This window comes from Micromonospora coxensis (assembly GCF_900090295.1).
In the GTDB taxonomy this organism is placed as follows: domain Bacteria; phylum Actinomycetota; class Actinomycetes; order Mycobacteriales; family Micromonosporaceae; genus Micromonospora; species Micromonospora coxensis.
In genome coordinates this window covers 2,521,150-2,538,649 of record NZ_LT607753.1, presented here as the reverse complement: position 1 = coordinate 2,538,649, position 17,500 = coordinate 2,521,150, and the positions used below count along the sequence as shown (strand labels likewise).

General features: G+C 73.2%; 15 protein-coding genes and 2 tRNA genes. 12 read left to right on the top strand and 5 right to left on the bottom strand.

Translation table 11 applies throughout. The annotated features are described in order from the left end of the window. Positions 1-40: 40 nt before the first annotated feature. The 3 genes from GA0070614_RS11355 (at position 41) to GA0070614_RS11345 (ending at position 3,082) form a co-directional block, all read left to right on the top strand. The gene (locus GA0070614_RS11355) at positions 41-2,209 is read left to right on the top strand and encodes an ATP-dependent DNA helicase UvrD2 (RefSeq protein ID WP_088975919.1); all 2,169 of its coding nucleotides are present in this window, start codon (positions 41-43) and stop codon (positions 2,207-2,209) included. 123 nt (positions 2,210-2,332) lie between these two features. Continuing rightward, the gene (locus GA0070614_RS11350; protein ID WP_088975918.1) at positions 2,333-2,587 is read left to right on the top strand and encodes a hypothetical protein; all 255 of its coding nucleotides are present in this window, start codon (positions 2,333-2,335) and stop codon (positions 2,585-2,587) included. Between the two features lie 129 nt (positions 2,588-2,716). After that, the gene (locus tag GA0070614_RS11345; RefSeq protein ID WP_088975917.1) at positions 2,717-3,082 is read left to right on the top strand and encodes a WhiB family transcriptional regulator; all 366 of its coding nucleotides are present in this window, start codon (positions 2,717-2,719) and stop codon (positions 3,080-3,082) included. Between the two features lie 308 nt (positions 3,083-3,390). Here GA0070614_RS11345 and GA0070614_RS11335 read toward each other — a convergent pair whose 3' ends face one another. The 3 genes from GA0070614_RS11335 to GA0070614_RS30560 all read right to left on the bottom strand — a co-directional run bounded on the left by GA0070614_RS11335 (position 3,391) and on the right by GA0070614_RS30560 (position 6,258). Then, the gene (locus GA0070614_RS11335; protein ID WP_088975915.1) at positions 3,391-4,722 is read right to left on the bottom strand and encodes an ABC1 kinase family protein; all 1,332 of its coding nucleotides are present in this window, start codon (positions 4,720-4,722) and stop codon (positions 3,391-3,393) included. 68 nt (positions 4,723-4,790) lie between these two features. Next, on the bottom strand, positions 4,791-5,846 hold the full coding sequence (locus GA0070614_RS11330) for a hypothetical protein (RefSeq protein WP_088975914.1): 1,056 nt from the start codon (positions 5,844-5,846) through the stop codon (positions 4,791-4,793). 244 nt (positions 5,847-6,090) lie between these two features. Further along, complete coding sequence (locus GA0070614_RS30560) at positions 6,091-6,258, bottom strand: DUF5679 domain-containing protein (protein ID WP_007464795.1); 168 nt, start codon at positions 6,256-6,258, stop codon at positions 6,091-6,093. Positions 6,259-6,765: 507 nt separating this feature from the next. Here GA0070614_RS30560 and GA0070614_RS11325 point away from each other — a divergent pair. Both GA0070614_RS11325 and GA0070614_RS11320 read left to right on the top strand, forming a co-directional pair. Beyond that, positions 6,766-7,296: a M48 metallopeptidase family protein gene (locus GA0070614_RS11325; RefSeq protein WP_088975913.1), complete on the top strand. Its 531-nt coding sequence runs from the start codon at positions 6,766-6,768 to the stop codon at positions 7,294-7,296. Positions 7,297-7,370: 74 nt separating this feature from the next. After that, complete coding sequence (locus tag GA0070614_RS11320) at positions 7,371-7,985, top strand: hypothetical protein (protein ID WP_088975912.1); 615 nt, start codon at positions 7,371-7,373, stop codon at positions 7,983-7,985. A 112-nt stretch (positions 7,986-8,097) separates the two neighbouring features. Here the strand turns inward: GA0070614_RS11320 and GA0070614_RS11315 are convergent, their stop codons facing one another. Further along, positions 8,098-9,381: a zinc-dependent metalloprotease gene (locus GA0070614_RS11315; protein ID WP_088975911.1), complete on the bottom strand. Its 1,284-nt coding sequence runs from the start codon at positions 9,379-9,381 to the stop codon at positions 8,098-8,100. 113 nt (positions 9,382-9,494) lie between these two features. On the opposite strand from GA0070614_RS11315, the gene GA0070614_RS11310 reads away from it, so the two are divergent. The 7 genes from GA0070614_RS11310 (at position 9,495) to GA0070614_RS11280 (ending at position 15,995) form a co-directional block, all read left to right on the top strand. Beyond that, positions 9,495-10,517, top strand: coding sequence for a YlbL family protein (locus tag GA0070614_RS11310; RefSeq protein ID WP_172892417.1), 1,023 nt, complete (start codon positions 9,495-9,497; stop codon positions 10,515-10,517). An 87-nt stretch (positions 10,518-10,604) separates the two neighbouring features. Beyond that, positions 10,605-13,583, top strand: a complete 2,979-nt coding sequence (locus GA0070614_RS11305; protein WP_172892416.1) for a UPF0182 family membrane protein — start codon at positions 10,605-10,607, stop codon at positions 13,581-13,583. Between the two features lie 164 nt (positions 13,584-13,747). Beyond that, entirely contained in the window at positions 13,748-14,257 is a 510-nt protein-coding gene (locus tag GA0070614_RS11300; RefSeq protein ID WP_088975908.1) for a SigE family RNA polymerase sigma factor, read from the top strand. Then, entirely contained in the window at positions 14,247-15,176 is a 930-nt protein-coding gene (locus GA0070614_RS11295; RefSeq protein WP_088975907.1) for a hypothetical protein, read from the top strand. The genes GA0070614_RS11300 and GA0070614_RS11295 overlap by 11 nt, the downstream gene beginning before the upstream one ends. Positions 15,177-15,234: 58 nt before the next feature. Then, a tRNA-Met gene (locus GA0070614_RS11290) sits at positions 15,235-15,311 on the top strand. 233 nt (positions 15,312-15,544) lie between these two features. After that, positions 15,545-15,618, top strand: a tRNA-Met gene (locus GA0070614_RS11285). A gap of 125 nt (positions 15,619-15,743) precedes the next feature. After that, positions 15,744-15,995, top strand: a complete 252-nt coding sequence (locus GA0070614_RS11280) for a hypothetical protein (RefSeq protein ID WP_157744980.1) — start codon at positions 15,744-15,746, stop codon at positions 15,993-15,995. A 46-nt stretch (positions 15,996-16,041) separates the two neighbouring features. On the opposite strand, the gene GA0070614_RS11275 is transcribed toward GA0070614_RS11280, so the two are convergent. Continuing rightward, positions 16,042-17,412 (bottom strand): ABC transporter substrate-binding protein, encoded by a 1,371-nt coding sequence (locus GA0070614_RS11275; RefSeq protein WP_231933611.1) that lies wholly within the window; start codon positions 17,410-17,412, stop codon positions 16,042-16,044. Positions 17,413-17,500: the final 88 nt, after the last annotated feature.

Here is a 17,500-nt window from a genome sequence, read left to right as displayed (position 1 = left end):
ATCGCTGCAACATCACCGCGAGCTGAGATGATTCCTCGTTGTGGTGGTTCACTCAGCGGCCGAACTCGTGCTCGCCGGACTGGATCCGGAGCAGCGGTCGGCGGTGACCGCCCCGGCCGGCCCGGTCTGCATCCTGGCCGGCGCCGGCACCGGCAAGACCCGCGCGGTGACCTCCCGGATCGCGCACCGCGCCCTGACCGGGGAGATCTCCGCCCGGCACGTCCTGGCGGTCACCTTCACCGCCCGCGCCGCCGCCGAGATGCGGAGCCGGCTCACCGTGCTCGGGGTGCAGGGTGTGCAGGCGCGGACGTTCCACGCGGCCGCGCTGCGCCAGGTCCGCTACTTCGCCCCCCGGCTGCTCGACGGCCGGGCCATGCCCGAGCTGCTGGACAGCAAGGTGCGGGTGGTCACCCTGGCCGCGGCCAAGGTCGGGCTGCGCGCCGACCGGGCCGCCGCCCGTGACCTGGCCGGTGAGATCGAGTGGGCCAAGTCGTCGCTGGTCGAGCCGGGGGAGTACGTCGTGGCCGCGGCCAAGGCGCTGCGCGAGACGCCGTACGAGCCGGCGAAGGTGGCCGACGTCTTCGCCGCGTACGAGCGGCTGAAACGCGCCAACGGAGTGATCGACTTCGAGGACATGCTGCGCGCGGCGGTCTGGGGGATCGAGGAGCACCCCGACGTCGCCGAGCAGGTGCGCGGCCAGTACCGGCACTTCGTGGTCGACGAGTACCAGGACGTCAACCCGTTGCAGCAGCGGCTGCTGGAGGCGTGGCTGGGCGGCCGCAACGACGTCACCGTGGTCGGCGACGCCAGCCAGACCATCTACTCGTTCACCGGGGCCACCTCGTCGTACCTGGTCGACTTCCCGCGCCGGCACCGCAACGCGACGGTGGTCCGGCTGGTCCGGGACTACCGCTCCACCCCGCAGGTGGTCGGGCTGGCCAACGCGGTGATCGGCCAGGCCCGGGGCGCCGAGGCGCGGCTGCGCCTGGAACTGCACGGGCAGCGCCCGCCCGGCCCCGAGCCGGAGCTGCGGATCTTCACCGACGAGCCGGCCGAGGCGAACGCCGTGGCGGCCCGGTGCCGGGTGCTGGTCGAGGGGGGCACGCCGGCGAAGGAGATCGCCGTGCTGTTCCGGACCAACGCGCAGTCCGAGGCGTACGAGAAGGCGCTCACCGAGGCCGGTGTGCCGTACGTGGTGCAGGGCGCGGAGCGCTTCTTCGAGCGGGTCGAGGTGCGTCAGGCGATGGTGGCGCTGCGGGCGGCCACCCGGTCGATCCCGGGGGAGACCCCGCTGCCGGTCGCGGTGCGCGAGGCGCTCGCGGCGGTCGGCTGGGCCCCGGACGCCGCCCCGGCCGGGGGCGCGGCGCGGGAGCGCTGGGAGGCGCTGGCCGCGCTGGTCCAGCTCGCCGACGAGTACGCGGCCACGCCCGAGGTGCTGCCGATCGGCGAGGCCGCCGCGGTGGAGCGCCCGGTGACCCTGTCGGACTTCAACGAGGAACTGGCCCGCCGGGCCGCCCAGCAGCACGTGCCGACGGTGGACGGGGTGACCCTCGCCTCGCTGCACTCGGCCAAGGGGCTGGAGTGGGACGCGGTCTTCCTGGTCGGGCTCTCCGAGGGCACCCTGCCCACCACGTACGCGCGCACCCCGGAGCAGGTCGAGGAGGAGCGCCGGCTGCTCTACGTCGGGATCACCCGGGCCCGCCAGTGGCTCTGGCTGTCGTACGCCTCGGCGCGCTCGCCGGGCGGGCGGGCCCGGCGGCCGTGCCGGTTCCTGCCGCAGCTGGATCGCTCCGGCGGTGGTGAGCGGGCCGGCGGTGGCGTGGCGGCGCGCCGGGCCGGTGTGGAGCGTCGGCGCACCCAGGTGGTCTCCTGCCGGATCTGCGGCGCGACCCTGCTCGCCGGCCCGGACCGCAAGCTGGGGCGCTGCCCCACCTGTCCGTCCGACATCGACGAGGAGCTGTACGAGCGGCTGCGCGACTGGCGGGCCCGGGTGGCCGGCGCGCAGAAGGTCCCGGCGTACGTGGTCTTCACCGACGCGACGCTGACCGCGCTGGCCGAGCGGCGTCCCGGGCGGACCGAGGAGCTGGTCGCGATCGCCGGGATCGGCCCCCGCAAGCTGGGCCTCTACGGCGACGCGGTGCTGGCGCTGGTGGGCGGCGCGGCGGTGGACGACATCGCCCCGGAGAAAACTTTCGAAATCTCGTCGTAAATTCGTTTGCCCTCGCCCCGGGGCGAGGAATAGCCTCAGGGCACACCTCGCGAGCGGCGCCATTCCGGCTGCTCACGGGGTGGAGACCGAGTCGGCACGAGGAGAGTCAGGGAGGTGGCACCAATGGAGATCTTCACCTATGAGCGTCCGGCGGCGATGCCAGCTGCCTGCGCTCCGCTGTCGGCTGTCCGGGTGGCCCTTGCCGCCACGCGACCGTCGGTTCCGCAGGTGCACCAGGTCCGGGTCCAGGCCGAGCTGACCCTGACCGTCGCGCCCGTCACCGGAATCGATGGCACCAGTGGCTTCACGGGCATGGGCATCGGTGTCGAGAAGCGCACGGATGTCCGCGGTGTTCCACCTCGAGGTAGACCGGTCTGAACCACAGACCACCGGCTCACCTCGAGGCCGCGGAACCCGTAAACCGGGATCCGCGGCCTCAGTTTTTTGTCCCGCCGTACGTCGGAAGAGCGATCCACGAGATCGATGTGAGAGAGAGGTGACCGGGTGATGAGTCTGGCGTTGGCCCCGCTCGACGTGAGTGTCGAGGTGGAGGCGAACCTGCCCTGCCGGAAGTTCGACCCCGACCTGTGGTTCTCCGACCAGCCGGCCGAGCTGGAACTGGCCAAGTCGCTCTGCGGGGACTGCCCGCTGCGCGTCGAGTGCCTGGCCGGCGCGGTCGAGCGGGCCGAGCCCTGGGGCGTCTGGGGCGGCGAGATCTTCGAGCGTGGCGCGGTCGTCCCGCGCAAGCGGCCCCGTGGCCGTCCGCGCAAGGAGGACCTCGCCCGCGACGCCGCCCTCCGGGTCGAGGCCGAGGCGCGCCTGGTGGCCAGTGGTGTGGCCCCCAAGCGTGACGCGGTCCGGCTGGCTGCCTGACAACTTCCCGATCCACACGTCCCCGCCGGTGCCCCACACCGGCTCCTGAGAAGAGAAATCGATGATGCTGCACCTGCCGAACGGAACCGAGATGCAACTACTCCACGAAGCGTTGTCCCGTGCCCGAATGCGACGGCCTCAGGCCGGTCGTACCACCACGAGCACTGAGGCAACCCGTTCCGCCCGTACCGTCGCGATGAAGAGCCGTAACCAGTCGGCGCGTGACCTGGGCGTTCTCTAGATCCCTACCCAGTACGCGGGGGCGGTGACCGGACTTCCGGTCACCGCCCCCGCGGCGTTCGTCGTGGTCAGGCCACCGGCGCGAAGCCGGGCAGCCACCGCTCGAGGATGCCCCGGTACGGCGCCTTGGCCTCCAGTTGGCAGAGCACCCCGATGGAGCCCAGCGTGACCCGGTGGATGAGCAGGTACGACGGCGGCAGGTTGAGCTGCCGGCTCAACTGGAACGCCGGTGACTTCGGGCTGGCCAGCCGGGTCGCCTCGGAGCGCAGCCAGGCCCGGGTGAAGCGGAACTCCTCCTCGGCGACCGGGGCGAGCATCGGGCGGATGTAGTCCAGCAGCGCCTGCGCGTCGATCGCCTCGGTCTGGCTGACGAAGCCCTCCTCGCGCAGCCCGGCGACCACCGCGTCGGCCTCACCGCGCAGGGCCAGCCCGGCCAGCCGTCCGATCGGCTCCGGGGTGCCCTCCGGCATCCGGGCCACCGCCCCGAAGTCGATCACGCCGAGCCGCCCGTCGGGCAGGAGCCGGAAGTTGCCCGGGTGCGGGTCGGCGTGCAACAGCCCGGCCCGGGGCGGGGCGGACAGGTGCAGGATCGCCATCAGCCGACCCGCCTCGTCGCGCTGCTGCTCGGTGCCCTCGCGGATGATGTCGGCCAGTGGCGTGCCCTCGATCCATTCGGTGACCAGCACCCGGGGGGCGGAGTGGAACACCGCCGGGATGAAGATCTCCGGGTCGTCGGCGTACGCGGCGGCGAAGGCGCGCTGCGACTCGGCCTCCAACTCGTAGTCGAGTTCCTCCGTGATCCGCTCCCGCAGCTCGACCAGGAGCGGCTTGACGTCCAGCCCGGGCTGGATGGCGCGGAACATCCCACCGAGTCGGGAGAGCTGCTTGAGGTCGGCCAGCAGCGCCTCGCCCGCGCCCGGGTACTGGATCTTGACCGCGGCGGCCCGCGCCTCGCCGGTCTCCGGGTCCTGCCAGAGCGCCCGGTGCACCTGCCCGATGCTGGCCGCCGCGGCCGGGGTGTCGTCGAACTCGACGAACCGGTCCCGCCAGTCCGGCCCGAGCTGCTCGGTGAGCACCTTGTGCACGCTGGCCACCGGCAGCGGCGGCGCGGCCTCCTGGAGCTTGGTCAACGCCTGCCGGTACGGGGCGGCGATCTCGTCCGGCAGGGCCGCCTCGAACACCGACAGCGCCTGGCCGAACTTCATCGCACCGCCCTTGAGCTGCCCGAGGACGCTGAACAGCTGCTCGGCGGTGCGCTGCTGGATCTCGGCGGAGATGACGTCGGAGGCGAGCCCGGTGACACGCTTACCCATGCCGAGGACGGTCCGGCCGGCGAAGCCGAGCGGCAGAGCGGCGAGCTTGGCGGTGCGGGACACGGCCCGGCGCGGGATGTCGGTCACCCGGTCATTGTTACCGACTTCGGGGGCCCGCGGCTGCTCCAGAGCCGGGCTGGCCCCCGCCGTCCCCCTCAGCGCCGCCGTCCAAAGCAGTCGCAGGCGGGGTGCGGCGGCCAGATCCGCCGCCGGAACCGGCCGGCCGCGCCGATCTCGACGGCACAGCCCAGCGTCTCCGGGGTGCCGCCGTCGAGCTGGGTGAGTGCCTCGCCGACGGCGTACCCGACGGCGCAGAGCAGGGTGGCGGTGCCGCACGCCTGGTCGGCCGGATCGGTGGCGAGCTGGGCGGCGAGCGCCGGCCAACCCGGGTCCCGGTCGACGCGGTGCAGGTCCAGGCAGCGTAGGCAGGGGCCGACCGGTGGGCGGACCAGCGGCCCGATCACCGGTACGCCCTCACGCAGGCCGAGCAGCAGGTGCGGTTGGCGACGCCGGGCGTACCCGGCGGCGAGCAGCGCGGCCGGGCGGTCCGCGCCGAGGTGGACCACCAGCTCGACCCGCCCACGACCGGGTGACCGGGTGACCGTGCCGGGGGCGGCCCGGGTGATCGCCGTGCGCAGCGCGCCGGCCAGCGGGCGGCCCACGTCTGTCCCGCCGAGCCCGGTCCCGACGAGGTCGCCGGGGTGCACCGTCCCGGTCAGCTCCGGCGCCACGTGTCCGACCCCCGCCTGGGCCAGCGCGACGGCGACCGGCCCGCCGAGCCGGCCGGCGCCGGTCACCACGACCCGGGCGGCCCGTCGGCGGCGGAGCACCTGCGCCGGTGTGCCGGGCAGCGTGGGCGAGGCCAGCGCCAGGGCGGTGGCCTCCGCCGTGAGCCGGGTCCGCGCCGGGCCGGTGAGATCGCGGGGGAGCAGCGTGTGCGCGGGTACGACCAGGCCGGCGGCCCGCAGCGCGTCGAGCAGGGCGCGGGCCGCGTCGGGGCCGACCCGCAGGGACGCGTCGGTCAGGACGGCGCGCTCGCTGCGGCTGCCGTCGAGCAGGTCGAGCAGCCGGGCCGCGCGGGGATCGGCGACCTCCACCAGGACGGCGCGGCCGGGGTCCAGGCCGAGTTGCAGGGTGTGCCGGTCACGCCAGAGCCGGGTCAGGCCGGGCAGCAGTGTCGGGCGGGCCAGGGCGACGGGAGGCGTGCTCATGACGACGAATCGTGACCGTGTCGGAGCTGTCCGTCGATCGTTGTCCACAGGTGCGCGGGGCCCTACCCAGGGTTATCCACAGGAAATCGCGCGTTGTCCACAACCGGCCGGTAGCTCCTGTCGGGCAGCCGACAGCGCCGTCGGTGCTGCTCGGGCGGGCAGGCGGCGGCGTCGGGGCCGGCCCGGAGACGGTACGGGGGCAGGGGCGACCGACGGTCGCCCCTGCCCCCGTACGCCGGTCGGGTCAGACCTTGGCCTTGCCCAGGATGCGGTTCACTGTTGTGCCGCACACCGGACACTTGCCCTTGGCCATGTTCATCCCGGTCTTCGACACCTCGACGTGTCCCTCGAAGTCCCGCTTCTCCTTGCACTTGACGCAGTAACCGTTGTAGGTCTGGGCCTGGTCGGCCACGGTAGTCCTCCTCGTCTCGTCCGCCGGGCGAGCCGGCCCGGCGGTTTCCCGACGGCGGGCCACGTGGGCCGCGGCGTCGGGTCGTTCTGGCGGCCACCGACGTGACCGCTGGTTGGCGGACCCTACCCAGGTCTGGGCAGTTCCATGTCAGCTGTGCATCGACACTGTGAGGAAGTCGACGTCGAGAGTGTGCATGCCGAAATAGGTGGGATCAGTCAGTTTGCCGGGGACACGCCGGGCGAAGCCGCACGAACGACCCGAGTGGGGGCCGGAGCGGCACGACACAGCGTGATCTTCTACGGTGGAGGGCAGGGCCCGGAGTCGGCCCGGCCGCCCATCGGGGGTGACCGGGTTGTCCCGACATGGTCATCTGCAGATTTTTTCGGGACGCTCGGCGTCCAACCACCATTTTCCGGGCGCGTGTCGCCGTGTTGACCCTTGCGGACCCCTGGTCAGTACGCATTAGCTTTCCATCGTGGCAGCAAACCAGGGCTGCGCGGCCCACTGATGGCTGGGGCGCGGAAGCCTGTCGTCGAGGTACGGCGCAGTCAGCGCCGGCGACGGACGGTGTCCGCCTACCGCGACGGGGAGCGGGTCGTGGTGCTCATCCCCGACCAGTTCTCCCGGGCCGAGGAGAGCGAGTGGGTCGACCGGATGCTGGCCCGCCTCGCCGCCCGTGAGGGGCGGCTGGCCCGCTCCGACACCGAGCTGCTCGACCGGGCGTTGCGCCTGATCAACCTCTACCTCGCCGACCAGGGCGCGGACGCGCTGCCGGCCAGCGTCCGCTGGGTCACCAACCAGAACGGCCGGTGGGGGTCCTGCACCCCGGCCGACCGGAGCATCCGCATCTCGCACCGGCTCCAGGAGATGCCCGACTGGGTCCTCGACTACGTGCTGCTGCACGAGCTGGCGCACCTGATCGTGCCGAGCCACAACGCCCGCTTCTGGGAACTCGTCGGGCGGTACGCCAAGACCGAGCGGGCCCGTGGCTACCTGGAGGGCGTCGCCGCCGCCTCCGCCGTACCGCTGCCCGGCTGAGGCACGCGCTGCCGACGGCCGGGCCGGCGCGATCCGTGGCGGCGGGCCGGGACGGAGCGGGCTAGGGTCGGGTCGTGGTCCGACGAGTGGTGGTGGCGTTGCTCGCCCCGGTGGCCTGGTCGCCGCCCGGGGTCGACCCGGCGGACTGGCGTGCCGCCCTGGCCGAGGACGTGGTGGATCTGCTCGCCACGTTGACCGAGGTGGAGACCGCGGTCGCCGTGACGCCGGCCGACCGGTGGCTGGCCGAGGCGGTGGTCTGGCCCGGCACCGCGATCCACGAGGTGCCCGAGCCGACCGTGAACGCCGTCCTCGCGGCGCTGACCGGGTACGACCAGGCGGCCGTGCTCGCCGCCGACGCCCCGGACCTGCCGGGCCTGACCCTGGGCAAGCTGCTCCGCCCGCTGACCAGCCGGCCGGTCGCGGTCGCCCCGGTCGACGGCGGTGGCCCCGGCCTGCTCGGGGTGGCGGCGCGGCTGCCCGTACCCGACTGGTTGCCGGCGCTGGACCTGGACGCCGCCGTCCCGGCGGACGTGCGCCGGGCGGCCCCGGCCCCGGGCGACGTGGCGGTCACCCCTGCCTGGCGGCGCCTGCGTGGCCCGGCGGACCTGGCCGCCCTCGACCCCGCCGTCGAGGGCTGGGAGACCACCCGCGCCCTCCTCACCGGCTCCGGCCCGTCCCACCAGCGCTGATCGGGACGTCGTGGTTCGTGACGGCGACGTCGCGAGCGACGACCGGTGGAGTGCCCGACGGACGACGCCGGCCGGGCGCGCGCGGTGCGCGGCCCGGCCGGGTGGTCCGTGCTCAGGACCGGTCGTCGCCGGAGTCGTCCTCGGTGCCGGGGGCCTTCTCCTCCGGGGCGCCGGGGGCGGTGAAGTCGAAGTTCGCCAGTTCGTCGTCGAGGTCGGTCGACCGGGTCGCGAAGGCCACCGGGTCGGCGAAGTCGTCGTCCGAGGGGAGCAGGTCGGGGTGACCCCAGACCGCGTCCCGCCCGGCGATGCCCCGGTGCGTGGTGAGCGCCGCCCAGAGCGCCGACGCCTCGCGCAGCCGGCGCGGCCGCAGCTCCAGCCCGACCAGCGCGGCGAAGGTCTGCTCGGCCGGCCCGCCGGCCGCCCGGCGGCGACGGAACGCCTCACCGAGGCGGACCACGTTGGGCAGGCGCTCACCGGCGGCGTTGTCCACCACGTGGCAGACCCACCCCTCGACCAGGGCGAGCACCGTCTCCAGCCGGGCCAGCGACGCCTTCTGCGCGGGCGTGTCCTCCGGCGTGAAGATGCCCTCCAGGGCGATCGCCTGCATCGACTCCGGATCGGTCGGATCGACCCGACCCATCGCCTCCTCGATCGCCTCCCGGTTGACCCGGATGCCGGAGGCGTAGTTCTCCACCGCGGTCAGCACGTGCCCACGCAGCCACGGGACGTGCTCGAAGAGCCGCTGGTGGGCCGCCTCGCGCAGGGCGACGTAGAGGCGCACCTCGTCCTCGGGCAGCTCCAGGCCGTCGCCGTACGACTTGATGTTGGCCGGGACGAGCGCGGCCGTGCCGGCCGGGCCCAGCGGCAGGCCGATGTCGCCGGCCGAGAGCACCTCGGCGGCGAGCGAGCCGAGCGCCTGGCCGAGCTGCCCGCCGAAGAGCGCGCCACCGAGGGTGGCCACCATCGACTGCATCGGGCCGAGCTGGGCCCGCGCCTCCGGCGGCACCAGGTCGCCCATCGCGCCGACCATCCGGCTGGCCACCGGGTCGCAGAGCTTGCGCCAGACGTCGAGGGTCTTGTAGATCCACTCGTTGCGGTTCCAGGCCACCGAGGTACGGATGCCCGAGGGCAGGTCGGAGGCGGGCTCCAGCCAGAGGTCGGCGAGCCGCAGCGCCTCCTCCACCGCGTGCCGCTCGTACGGCGACGGCATGGGGTCGCCCGTGGCCGCGAGTTGGCTCGCCGCCACCTGCCGGGCCAGGTCCCAGTTGACCGGCCCGCTGCCCGACGCGGAGAGCAGGTGCTGCAACTGCGACATGAACTGCTGCATCTGCGCGGGATCGTTGGGGTCTGGTGGTTGCCCACCCGGGAGCGCGAAACCGAACGGAATATCAGGCACGACGTCTACGGTACGCGCGCCGCGCCCCAGGTAGCCGCCGCTGGCGTTGCGCTGAGGGCGAAGTCCGCGTCGGCCACCCGGCCCCGCGTGCCCCGCTCGGTACGCTCTGCCGCATGAGACGTCGCGGCGTGACCGTCCTCCTCGGTGCTCTGCTCACCACCCTGCTCAGCATCGGCGTGCTCGGCGCCCCGATCCCGTACGTGGTGCTCGGCCCCGGGCCGACCGTCGACACCCTCGGCACCTCCGACGGCAAGGAGGTCATCCAGGTGACCGGGCGGGCGACGTCCACCTCCGCCGGCCAGCTGCGGATGACCACCGTGGGCGTGCAGCCCACGGTCAAGCTGCGCGCGGCGATCGCCGGCTGGCTCTCCGACGACGAGGCCGTGGTCCCCCGCGAGCTGGTCTACCCGCCGGGGGAGAGCCAGGAGGAGGTGGAGAAGCGCAACGCCGAGGACTTCCAGAACTCGCAGAGCAGCGCCGAGACCGCCGCGCTCGTCGAACTCGGCTACCCGGTCGAGGTGGTGGTCAAGGAGGTCGCCGCGGACGGCCCGGCGCAGGGCGTGCTCAAGGCCGGTGACGTGGTGACCACGGTCGACGGGGCGAAGGTCACCAGCGCGACCAAGCTGGTCGAGCTGGTCCGGGGCAAGCCGGCCGGCACCGCGCTGAGGATCGGCTACACCCGCGACGGGGTGGCCGGCACGGCCACCGTGACCAGCCGGGAGCAGGACGGCCGGCCCCGGATCGGCCTGGTGCCCGACCAGCGTCAGCCGCACCCGTTCAACCTCAAGATCGACCTCAACAACATCGGCGGGCCGAGCGCCGGGCTGATGTTCGCGCTCGGCATCGTCGACAAGCTCGAACCGGCCGACCTCACCGGCGGGAAGGTCGTCGCCGGCACCGGCACCATCGACGACGAGGGCCGGGTCGGGCCGATCGGTGGCATCGCGCAGAAACTGGTCGGGGCGAAGGAGGCCAAGGCGGACGTCTTCCTCGTGCCGGCCGACAACTGCGCCGAGGCGGTCCGCAATCCACAGCCCGACCTGCCCCTGATCAGGGTCGGTTCGCTGGACGAGGCGCTGACCGCGCTGGAGACCCTGCGCGCGGGTGGGCAACCGACGCTGTGCAAGCCGGCATGAGGGTGACCCGACACGTTCAGGAACACCCCGTACTCTGGGTGCCTGTCCGGAGCCGATCACATCGAGCGTGCGGAGCCAACAGTGGTCATGCGTAGCAGCCCCCTGCCGAGGATGAGTCGGCGCGGACGCGTCACCATCGGTGTCCTGGTGGGGGTGTTCGTGCTCTTCACCCTGCTCGGCTGGGGCGTCCAGGCGTGGACGGACTGGCTCTGGTTCGAGGAGGTCCGGTACACCCAGGTCTTCACCGGCGTGCTGGTGACCCGCCTGCTGCTCTTCCTCACCATCGGCGTGGCGATGGCGCTCTTCGTCGGCGGCAACCTCTGGTTGGCGTACCGGCTGCGCCCGCAACTGCGGCCGCACTCGCTGGAGCAGGCCACCCTGGAGCGGTACCGGATGCTGATCAGCCCCCGGATCGGCACCTGGATCGCCCTGACCGCGGTCGTGCTCGGCCTCTTCGCCGGGCTCTCGGCGCAGAGCCGGTGGAACCAGTGGCTGCTCTTCCGCAACGGCGGCGACTTCGGCGTCAAGGACCCGGAGTTCGGCGTCGACGTCGGCTTCTACGTCTTCCAGCTGCCCTTCTGGCGCTACCTGCTCGGGGTCGGCTTCACCGCCGTGGTGCTCGCCCTGCTGGGCGCGCTCGCCGTGCACTACATCTTCGGCGGCGTCCGGTTGCAGGGCGTCGGCGACCGGATGACAAACGCCGCGCGGGCCCACCTCAGCACGCTCGTCGCCGTCTTCGTCCTGCTCAAGGCCGTCGCGTACGTGCTGGACCGGCGGGCGATGCTGCTGGAGTACAACGAGGGGGCCAAGCTCTACGGCGCCGGCTACGCCGACGTCAACGCGCTGCTGCCGGCCAAGGAGATCCTGGCCTACATCTCGGTGGTGGTCGCGATCGCGATCATCGTGTTCTCCAACGCGGTGATGCGGAACCTGGTCTGGCCGGGCATCTCGCTGGCCCTGCTCGGCGTCTCCGCCGTCGCCATCGGCGGCATCTACCCGTGGGCGGTGCAGACCTTCGAGGTCAAGCCGAGCGCCCGGGACAAGGAGGCGCCGTACATCGAGCGCAGCATCACCGCCACCCGTGCCGCGTTCGGCCTGGTCGACACGAAGACCACCGGGTACGCGGCGAGCAACCTGGTCCCACCTGCGACGCTGGCCTCCGACACCGCGGTGGTGCCGAACGTCCGGCTGCTCGACCCGCAGCTGGTCTCCGAGACGTACACCCAGCTCCAGCAGGTCCGGGGCTTCTACGACTTCGGCCCGAAGCTCGACATCGACCGGTACTCGGTGGCGAACAAGACCTCCGACTACGTGGTCGGCGTCCGTGAGATCAACTACAACGAGCTGACCGACCAGCAGAGCAACTGGATCAACAAGCACACCGTCTACACCCACGGGTACGGGCTCGTCGCGGCCCCGGCCAACCAGGTGGTCTGCGGTGGTCAGCCGTACTTCGTCTCCGGCTTCCTCGGCGAGAAGGCCCAGGAGGCGTGCTCCTCGCAGGCCGAGCAGATCCCGGCCAGCCAGCCGCGGATCTACTACGGCGAGCGGATGGGCGCCGACGACTACGCCATCGTCGGGCAGGCCGGGGAGGGCCGCAACGCCGAGTTCGACCGGCCCACCACGGAGGCGGGCGGCGAGCAGTACTACACCTACACCGGTGAGGGCGGCGTCGAGATCGGCTCGTTCACCCGCCGGCTGCTCTACGCGATCAAGGAGCAGGAGTCGAACTTCCTGCTCTCCGAGGCGGTCAACGACAACTCCCGGCTGCTCTACGTGCGCAACCCGCGCGACCGGGTGGAGAAGGTCGCGCCCTTCCTCACCGTCGACGGCGACCCCTACCCGGCGGTGGTGGGCGGCCGGGTCCAGTGGATCATCGACGGCTACACCACGGCGGCGACCTACCCGTACGCCGAGCGGGTCAACCTGCAGACCGAGACCGCCGACGAGCTGACCAACCGGGGCACCTTCCAGCTGGCCCGGGAGAACGTCAACTACATGCGCAACTCGGTGAAGGCCACCGTCGACGCGTACGACGGCACGGTGCGCCTCTACGAGTTCGACGATAGCGACCCGGTGCTCAAGGCGTGGAACAAGGCCTTCGGCGGTGACCTGGTGCTGCCGAAGAACGCCATCCCGGCCGAGCTGGCCGAGCACTTCCGCTACCCGGCCGACATGTTCAAGGTGCAGCGCAACCTGCTCACCAAGTTCCACGTCACCGACCCCGGCGACTTCTACTCCGGCCAGGACTTCTGGCAGGTGCCGAACGTGCCGGACGCGCCGGACAGCGGGCAGAAGCAGCCGCCGTACTACCTGTTCACCCAGTTCCCCGGGCAGGAGGCGCCCCGGTTCCAGCTCACCGCCGCGGTCACCCCGAACGGCCGGCAGAACCTCGCCGCGCTGATCTCCGGGTCGTACGTCGACGGGCAGCCCAAGCTGGAGGTGCTGGAGCTGCCGGACCAGACCCGGATCTCCGGGCCGGTGCAGGTGCACCAGCAGATGACCAACAACGCCAACATCCGGCAGCAGCTCAACCTGCTCTCGTCCAACCAGGCGCAGGTGCAGTACGGCAACCTGCTCTCGCTGCCGTTCGGCGACGGGATGCTGTACGTCGAGCCGGTCTACGTCAAGAGCAACCAGCAGGACGCGTACCCGCTGCTGCAGAAGGTGCTGCTCTCGTACGGCGACGGCGGCTCGTACGTCGTGCTGGCCGACAACATCACCGACGGCATCAAACAGCTCGTCGACCAGGGCAAGCGGGCCGCCCCCGGCGGCGGCACCCCGCCCCCGGGCGGCACCCCGCCGCCCCCTCCCGGCGGCGTCAACCCGCCGCCGCTGACCGGCGAGCTGGCCACCGCGGCGCAGCGGGTGCAGACGGCCATCGCCGAGGTCAAGGCCGCGCAGGCGTCCGGCGACTTCGAGCGGTACGGGCGGGCCCTGAAGGCCCTCGACGAGGCGATGACCGCGTTCCAGCAGGCCCAGCAGGCGGCCTCGCCGGCCGGCGGCGCGAGCCCGACGCCGAGCGGCAGCCCGTCCGGCACGCCCTCGCCCACACCGAGCGGCTGACCCCGGCGGGCCCACCCGCGGACCGGCCGAGCCCGCGACCCGACGACCGTCCCCGGTCGGCAGGTCGCGGGCTCGTCGTCTTCGTGACCGGACGACCGCAACCTGCCGGCCCCCTGCGCCGTCTCCTCAGCAGGGGGGACCATACGGGGAGGCGTGGTGGCGGTATGAGGGACGCACAGAGTTTCGACGAGTTCTACCGGAGCACGTCACCACGGACGCTCCGGTACGGCCACGCGGTGGCGGGCGACCACGGCGAGGCCCAGGACCTCGTGCAGGAGGCGTACGCCCGGGCCTGGCGACAGTGGGGGAAGCTGGCCACCCATCCGGCGCCGGAGGCGTGGCTGCGGCTGGTGGTCAGCCGGCTGGCCGCCGACCGGTTCCGGCGCCTGAAGGGCTGGCGTACGGCGATGAGCCGCACCGGGCCACCCCAGGACGTGCGACCACCCGGCGAGGACACCGTCCTGCTGGTCGGCGCGCTGCGGCAGCTGCCGCCCAACCAGCGCCAGGCGCTGGCCCTGCACTACCTGTTCGACATGCCGGTGGAGGAGATCGCCCGTGAGACGCGGGTGCCCACCGGCACCGTGAAGTCCTGGCTGTCCCGGGGCAGGTCGAGGTTGGCCGAGCTGCTGCCCGGTGTCACCTCCGAGGAGCTGGAGGTCAACGATGTCGCGTGAACTGAACGGTTTCTATCGATCGCTCGCCGAGGACACCGATCCGCGTGGCCTCGCCTCGCCGGACGTCGTCCGCCGGCACGCCGACCGTCGGGCGCGGACCCGGGCGGCGGTGGGTGTGCTGGCCCTGGCGGCGCTGGTCGGCGGGACGGCGGTGGGCACCCGGTTCGTCCTCACCGCCGGTCCGGGCACCCCGGTCGGTCCGCCCGCCGGCCCGCCGGTCCCGCCGTCGGTGTCGCCGGCGCCGAGCGACCCGGCGTCCGCCCCGTCGGTGTCGTCCACCCCGAGCGCCCTGCCGTCGCGGACGACCCCGTCCGCGTCGACGTCACCGCCGACCGGTGGCGGTCCGTCCGCCCGGACGCCGACCTCGATCCCGGACGCGGCCTTCTTCGCCCTGGCGGCGGCGAACGACACCGGCGCGGGCGCCGGGTTCACCGACGGTCCGGTGCTGCCGAGGCTCTGCGGAGCGGAGCCGGGTGGCTCCGGCGTCCTCCGGCAGCGGGTGCGGGCGGTGCCGTTCAAGCTGGCCACCACCCCGGAGGGCTACGTCCCGGACGGGCTGTACCGGCACAGCATCACCATCTACCGGTCCGGCCGGGCCGACGACGCGCTGGACGAGGTGCGCGCCGCCGTGCAGGGCTGCCCCGAGCAGAAGATCGGCTCGGTGACGTCCCGGCAGAAGCTGCTCCCCGACGGTGGGTACGGCGACGAGTCGGTGCTGTTCGAGATGCGCAAGCCCTTCCTGGACGCCAACGACGAGCCGACCGGTGACGAGGAGGTGCGACTGATCCGCGCGATCCGGATCGGCGACGTGGTGACGGTGCTCTGGGAACAGGGCTGGGAGGGCAGTTCCAGCCCGAGGTCGCAGGTGGACGCGGACAGCCGTCGGGCGGTGCAGGCGATCCGGACCTGGTGGGACTGAGCGGCCCGGGCCCGCTTTTGCGGGCCCGGGGGTCCGTAGGCTACGGTTAACGAGCCGACGCGGGGTGGAGCAGCTCGGTAGCTCGCTGGGCTCATAACCCAGAGGTCGCAGGTTCAAATCCTGTCCCCGCTACCACGACGAACGGCCCGAGGATCTGATCCTCGGGCCGTTCGCCTTTGTCCGCCCTGCCGCCGCCCGCTGCGGCGTGTCGCGATGTCGTCCGGCCGGGATACCGCGACACGCCGCAACCGGTGGTGGGCGGGGGCAGCGCCAGGGAAGTGGCGTCGCGCCTGGTCGGAGGGGTGCGGGAGGGATCCGGGGACCCGGCTGATCTCCGTGCCGCAGGTGCGCTAAGCTTATGGAGCCGACGCGGGGTGGAGCAGCTCGGTAGCTCGCTGGGCTCATAACCCAGAGGTCGCAGGTTCAAATCCTGTCCCCGCTACTCGTGACGGAAGGCCCCGGAGCCCTGCTCCGGGGCCTTCCGCGTGGGGTCTTCGGCCGCCCCGGTCGAGTATCTGCCCGCCCGTCCGGCGTGCCCCGGTTGCCCTCCTCGGTCAAGATGAGGGCATGTCTTCTCTGAACAGGTGGTGGGGCCGGCTGAGCACGGTCCTCGGTGCGGTCGTGCTCTCGGTCTTCGTGCCGGTCGCGGCCTGGGCCTCCACGGGCACCGGCGAGCTGGTGGTGGAGGCCGCGCGGCGTAGGTCCCGGGGCGGTGGCTTCGGCTTCCTCGGCCTGCTCTGCTGCCTCGGGGTGGTCGTGGTGATCGTCCTGCTGGTGCTGCGGATGATGCGCAACCGCCGCAACGGCCCGCCGCGCTGACCGGGTGGTCCGTACGGCACGCGGGCGGGCGGCGCACCGGTCGATCTCAACCGGCCAGCGCCGCCTGCGCCTGCGCCATGAACTTCGCGGTGGTCGCGCGTACCCCGGCGTCTCCGTTGCGGATCGTCCGGGCCGAGGCGGCGAGCAGGGTACGCACCCGGCCGTGCCCCTTGGGCGGTGGTGCCGGGGCGGGGCCGACCAGGTCGCGCAGGGTCAATCCCAGGGCGGCGACGCGCTTCGCGGCCGGATCGTCGAGGGCCCCGGTGACGACCTCCCGTACCGCGACGGCGGCCGGGAGTCCTCGTTCGATGCCGAGGATCCGGCCCACCTCGACGCTGGTGGTGAGGAAGTTGAGGACGTCCGCCACCACCGCCGGGTGCCGGGTGCCCTGGAAGGCGGCCCAGTACATCGAGGCCTGGTCCCACTGGGCGGCCGCCGGGCCGGGAAAGCCGGCCAGCCCCAACTCGTCGTCGGTGTGGCGCTGCAACTCGGGGAGCTGGTGGGACCAGGCGAACGAGGCGGCCGTGTGCCCGGTGACCACGAGCTGCCGCGCCGGGTCGCCCGAGTCGGCGCGGTCGACCAGGGCGGCGGCCGGGGTGGCCCGGTCCAGCCGGGCGCGCTGCCAGAGTTCGAACCAGTCCACCAACGCCGTCGAGTCGAAGCCGAGCTGCCGGCCCTGGTAGAACTTGCCGCCCTGGCCGCGTAGCCACAGCCAGAGGGCCCGCTGGTCGCCGGAGGGGTCCATGGTGCCGGCGACCCGCCCGCCGCTGGCCCGGGTCACCCGGGCGGCCCAGTCGAGGTACTCGGCCCACGGCATGATCGTCGGGACGGGCATCCCGAGCCGGCGCAGCAGGTCCCGGTTGTAGACCACGACCGGGTGGGTCTGCGCGGCCGGGACGCCGACGGTCCGACCGTCCACCGTGCCGTAGGCGGCCAGCCCGGGCGGCAGGCCACGCAGGTCGAGCCGGCCGCCGGCGACGTACGGGCCGAGGTCGAGGGCGATGCCGCGCTGCGCGTACTCGGTCAGCATGCCGTCGTCGAGCTGGAACAGGTCCGGCACGTTGCCGCCGGCGGCCTGGGTGGCGATCCGGTCGTAGTAGCCGGCCGCGCCCTGCCAGGTCACCCGGAAGGTGACCCGGGGGTTGCGGTCCGAGTAGAGCCGCAACGCCCGCTCGGTGGCCTGGGCCCGCCGGGCCGTGCCGTACCAGAAGACCGACAGCTCGATCGGGCCGTCGTCCACCGCGTCGGCGACCTCGGCGCGGCAGCCGGTGAGCCCGCCGGTGGCGAGCGCCGGCACCGCGAGCAGCGCGCCGAGCAGCCGCCGCCGGGCCGGGTCGGCGCCGGGCCGGGACGGCGAGGGGCGGGCAGCGGGCACGGTGCGCTCCTGGGCGACGCTGGACGAGTTCGGACCATTCACGCAGGCTCCGCGCCCGGGTGTCAACGTCGCGCGGCCGGGACGTGGCCCACGCGCCCGGGGCCGTAGCGGGCGCCGGACGGCGGGAGGC

What these genes read in the sequence shown, in the direction of transcription:
- GA0070614_RS11295 (WP_088975907.1), top strand. Translation starts at nt 14,247, where the DNA reads ATGTCGCGTGAACTGAACGGTTTCTATCGATCGCTCGCCGAGGACACC.
- GA0070614_RS11310 (WP_172892417.1), top strand. Translation starts at nt 9,495, where the DNA reads ATGAGACGTCGCGGCGTGACCGTCCTCCTCGGTGCTCTGCTCACCACC.
- GA0070614_RS11330 (WP_088975914.1), bottom strand. Translation starts at nt 5,846, where the DNA reads ATGAGCACGCCTCCCGTCGCCCTGGCCCGCCCGACACTGCTGCCCGGC.
- GA0070614_RS11350 (WP_088975918.1), top strand. Translation starts at nt 2,333, where the DNA reads ATGGAGATCTTCACCTATGAGCGTCCGGCGGCGATGCCAGCTGCCTGC.
- GA0070614_RS11325 (WP_088975913.1), top strand. Translation starts at nt 6,766, where the DNA reads ATGGCTGGGGCGCGGAAGCCTGTCGTCGAGGTACGGCGCAGTCAGCGC.
- GA0070614_RS11345 (WP_088975917.1), top strand. Translation starts at nt 2,717, where the DNA reads ATGAGTCTGGCGTTGGCCCCGCTCGACGTGAGTGTCGAGGTGGAGGCG.
- GA0070614_RS11280 (WP_157744980.1), top strand. Translation starts at nt 15,744, where the DNA reads ATGTCTTCTCTGAACAGGTGGTGGGGCCGGCTGAGCACGGTCCTCGGT.
- GA0070614_RS11305 (WP_172892416.1), top strand. Translation starts at nt 10,605, where the DNA reads ATGCGTAGCAGCCCCCTGCCGAGGATGAGTCGGCGCGGACGCGTCACC.
- GA0070614_RS11300 (WP_088975908.1), top strand. Translation starts at nt 13,748, where the DNA reads ATGAGGGACGCACAGAGTTTCGACGAGTTCTACCGGAGCACGTCACCA.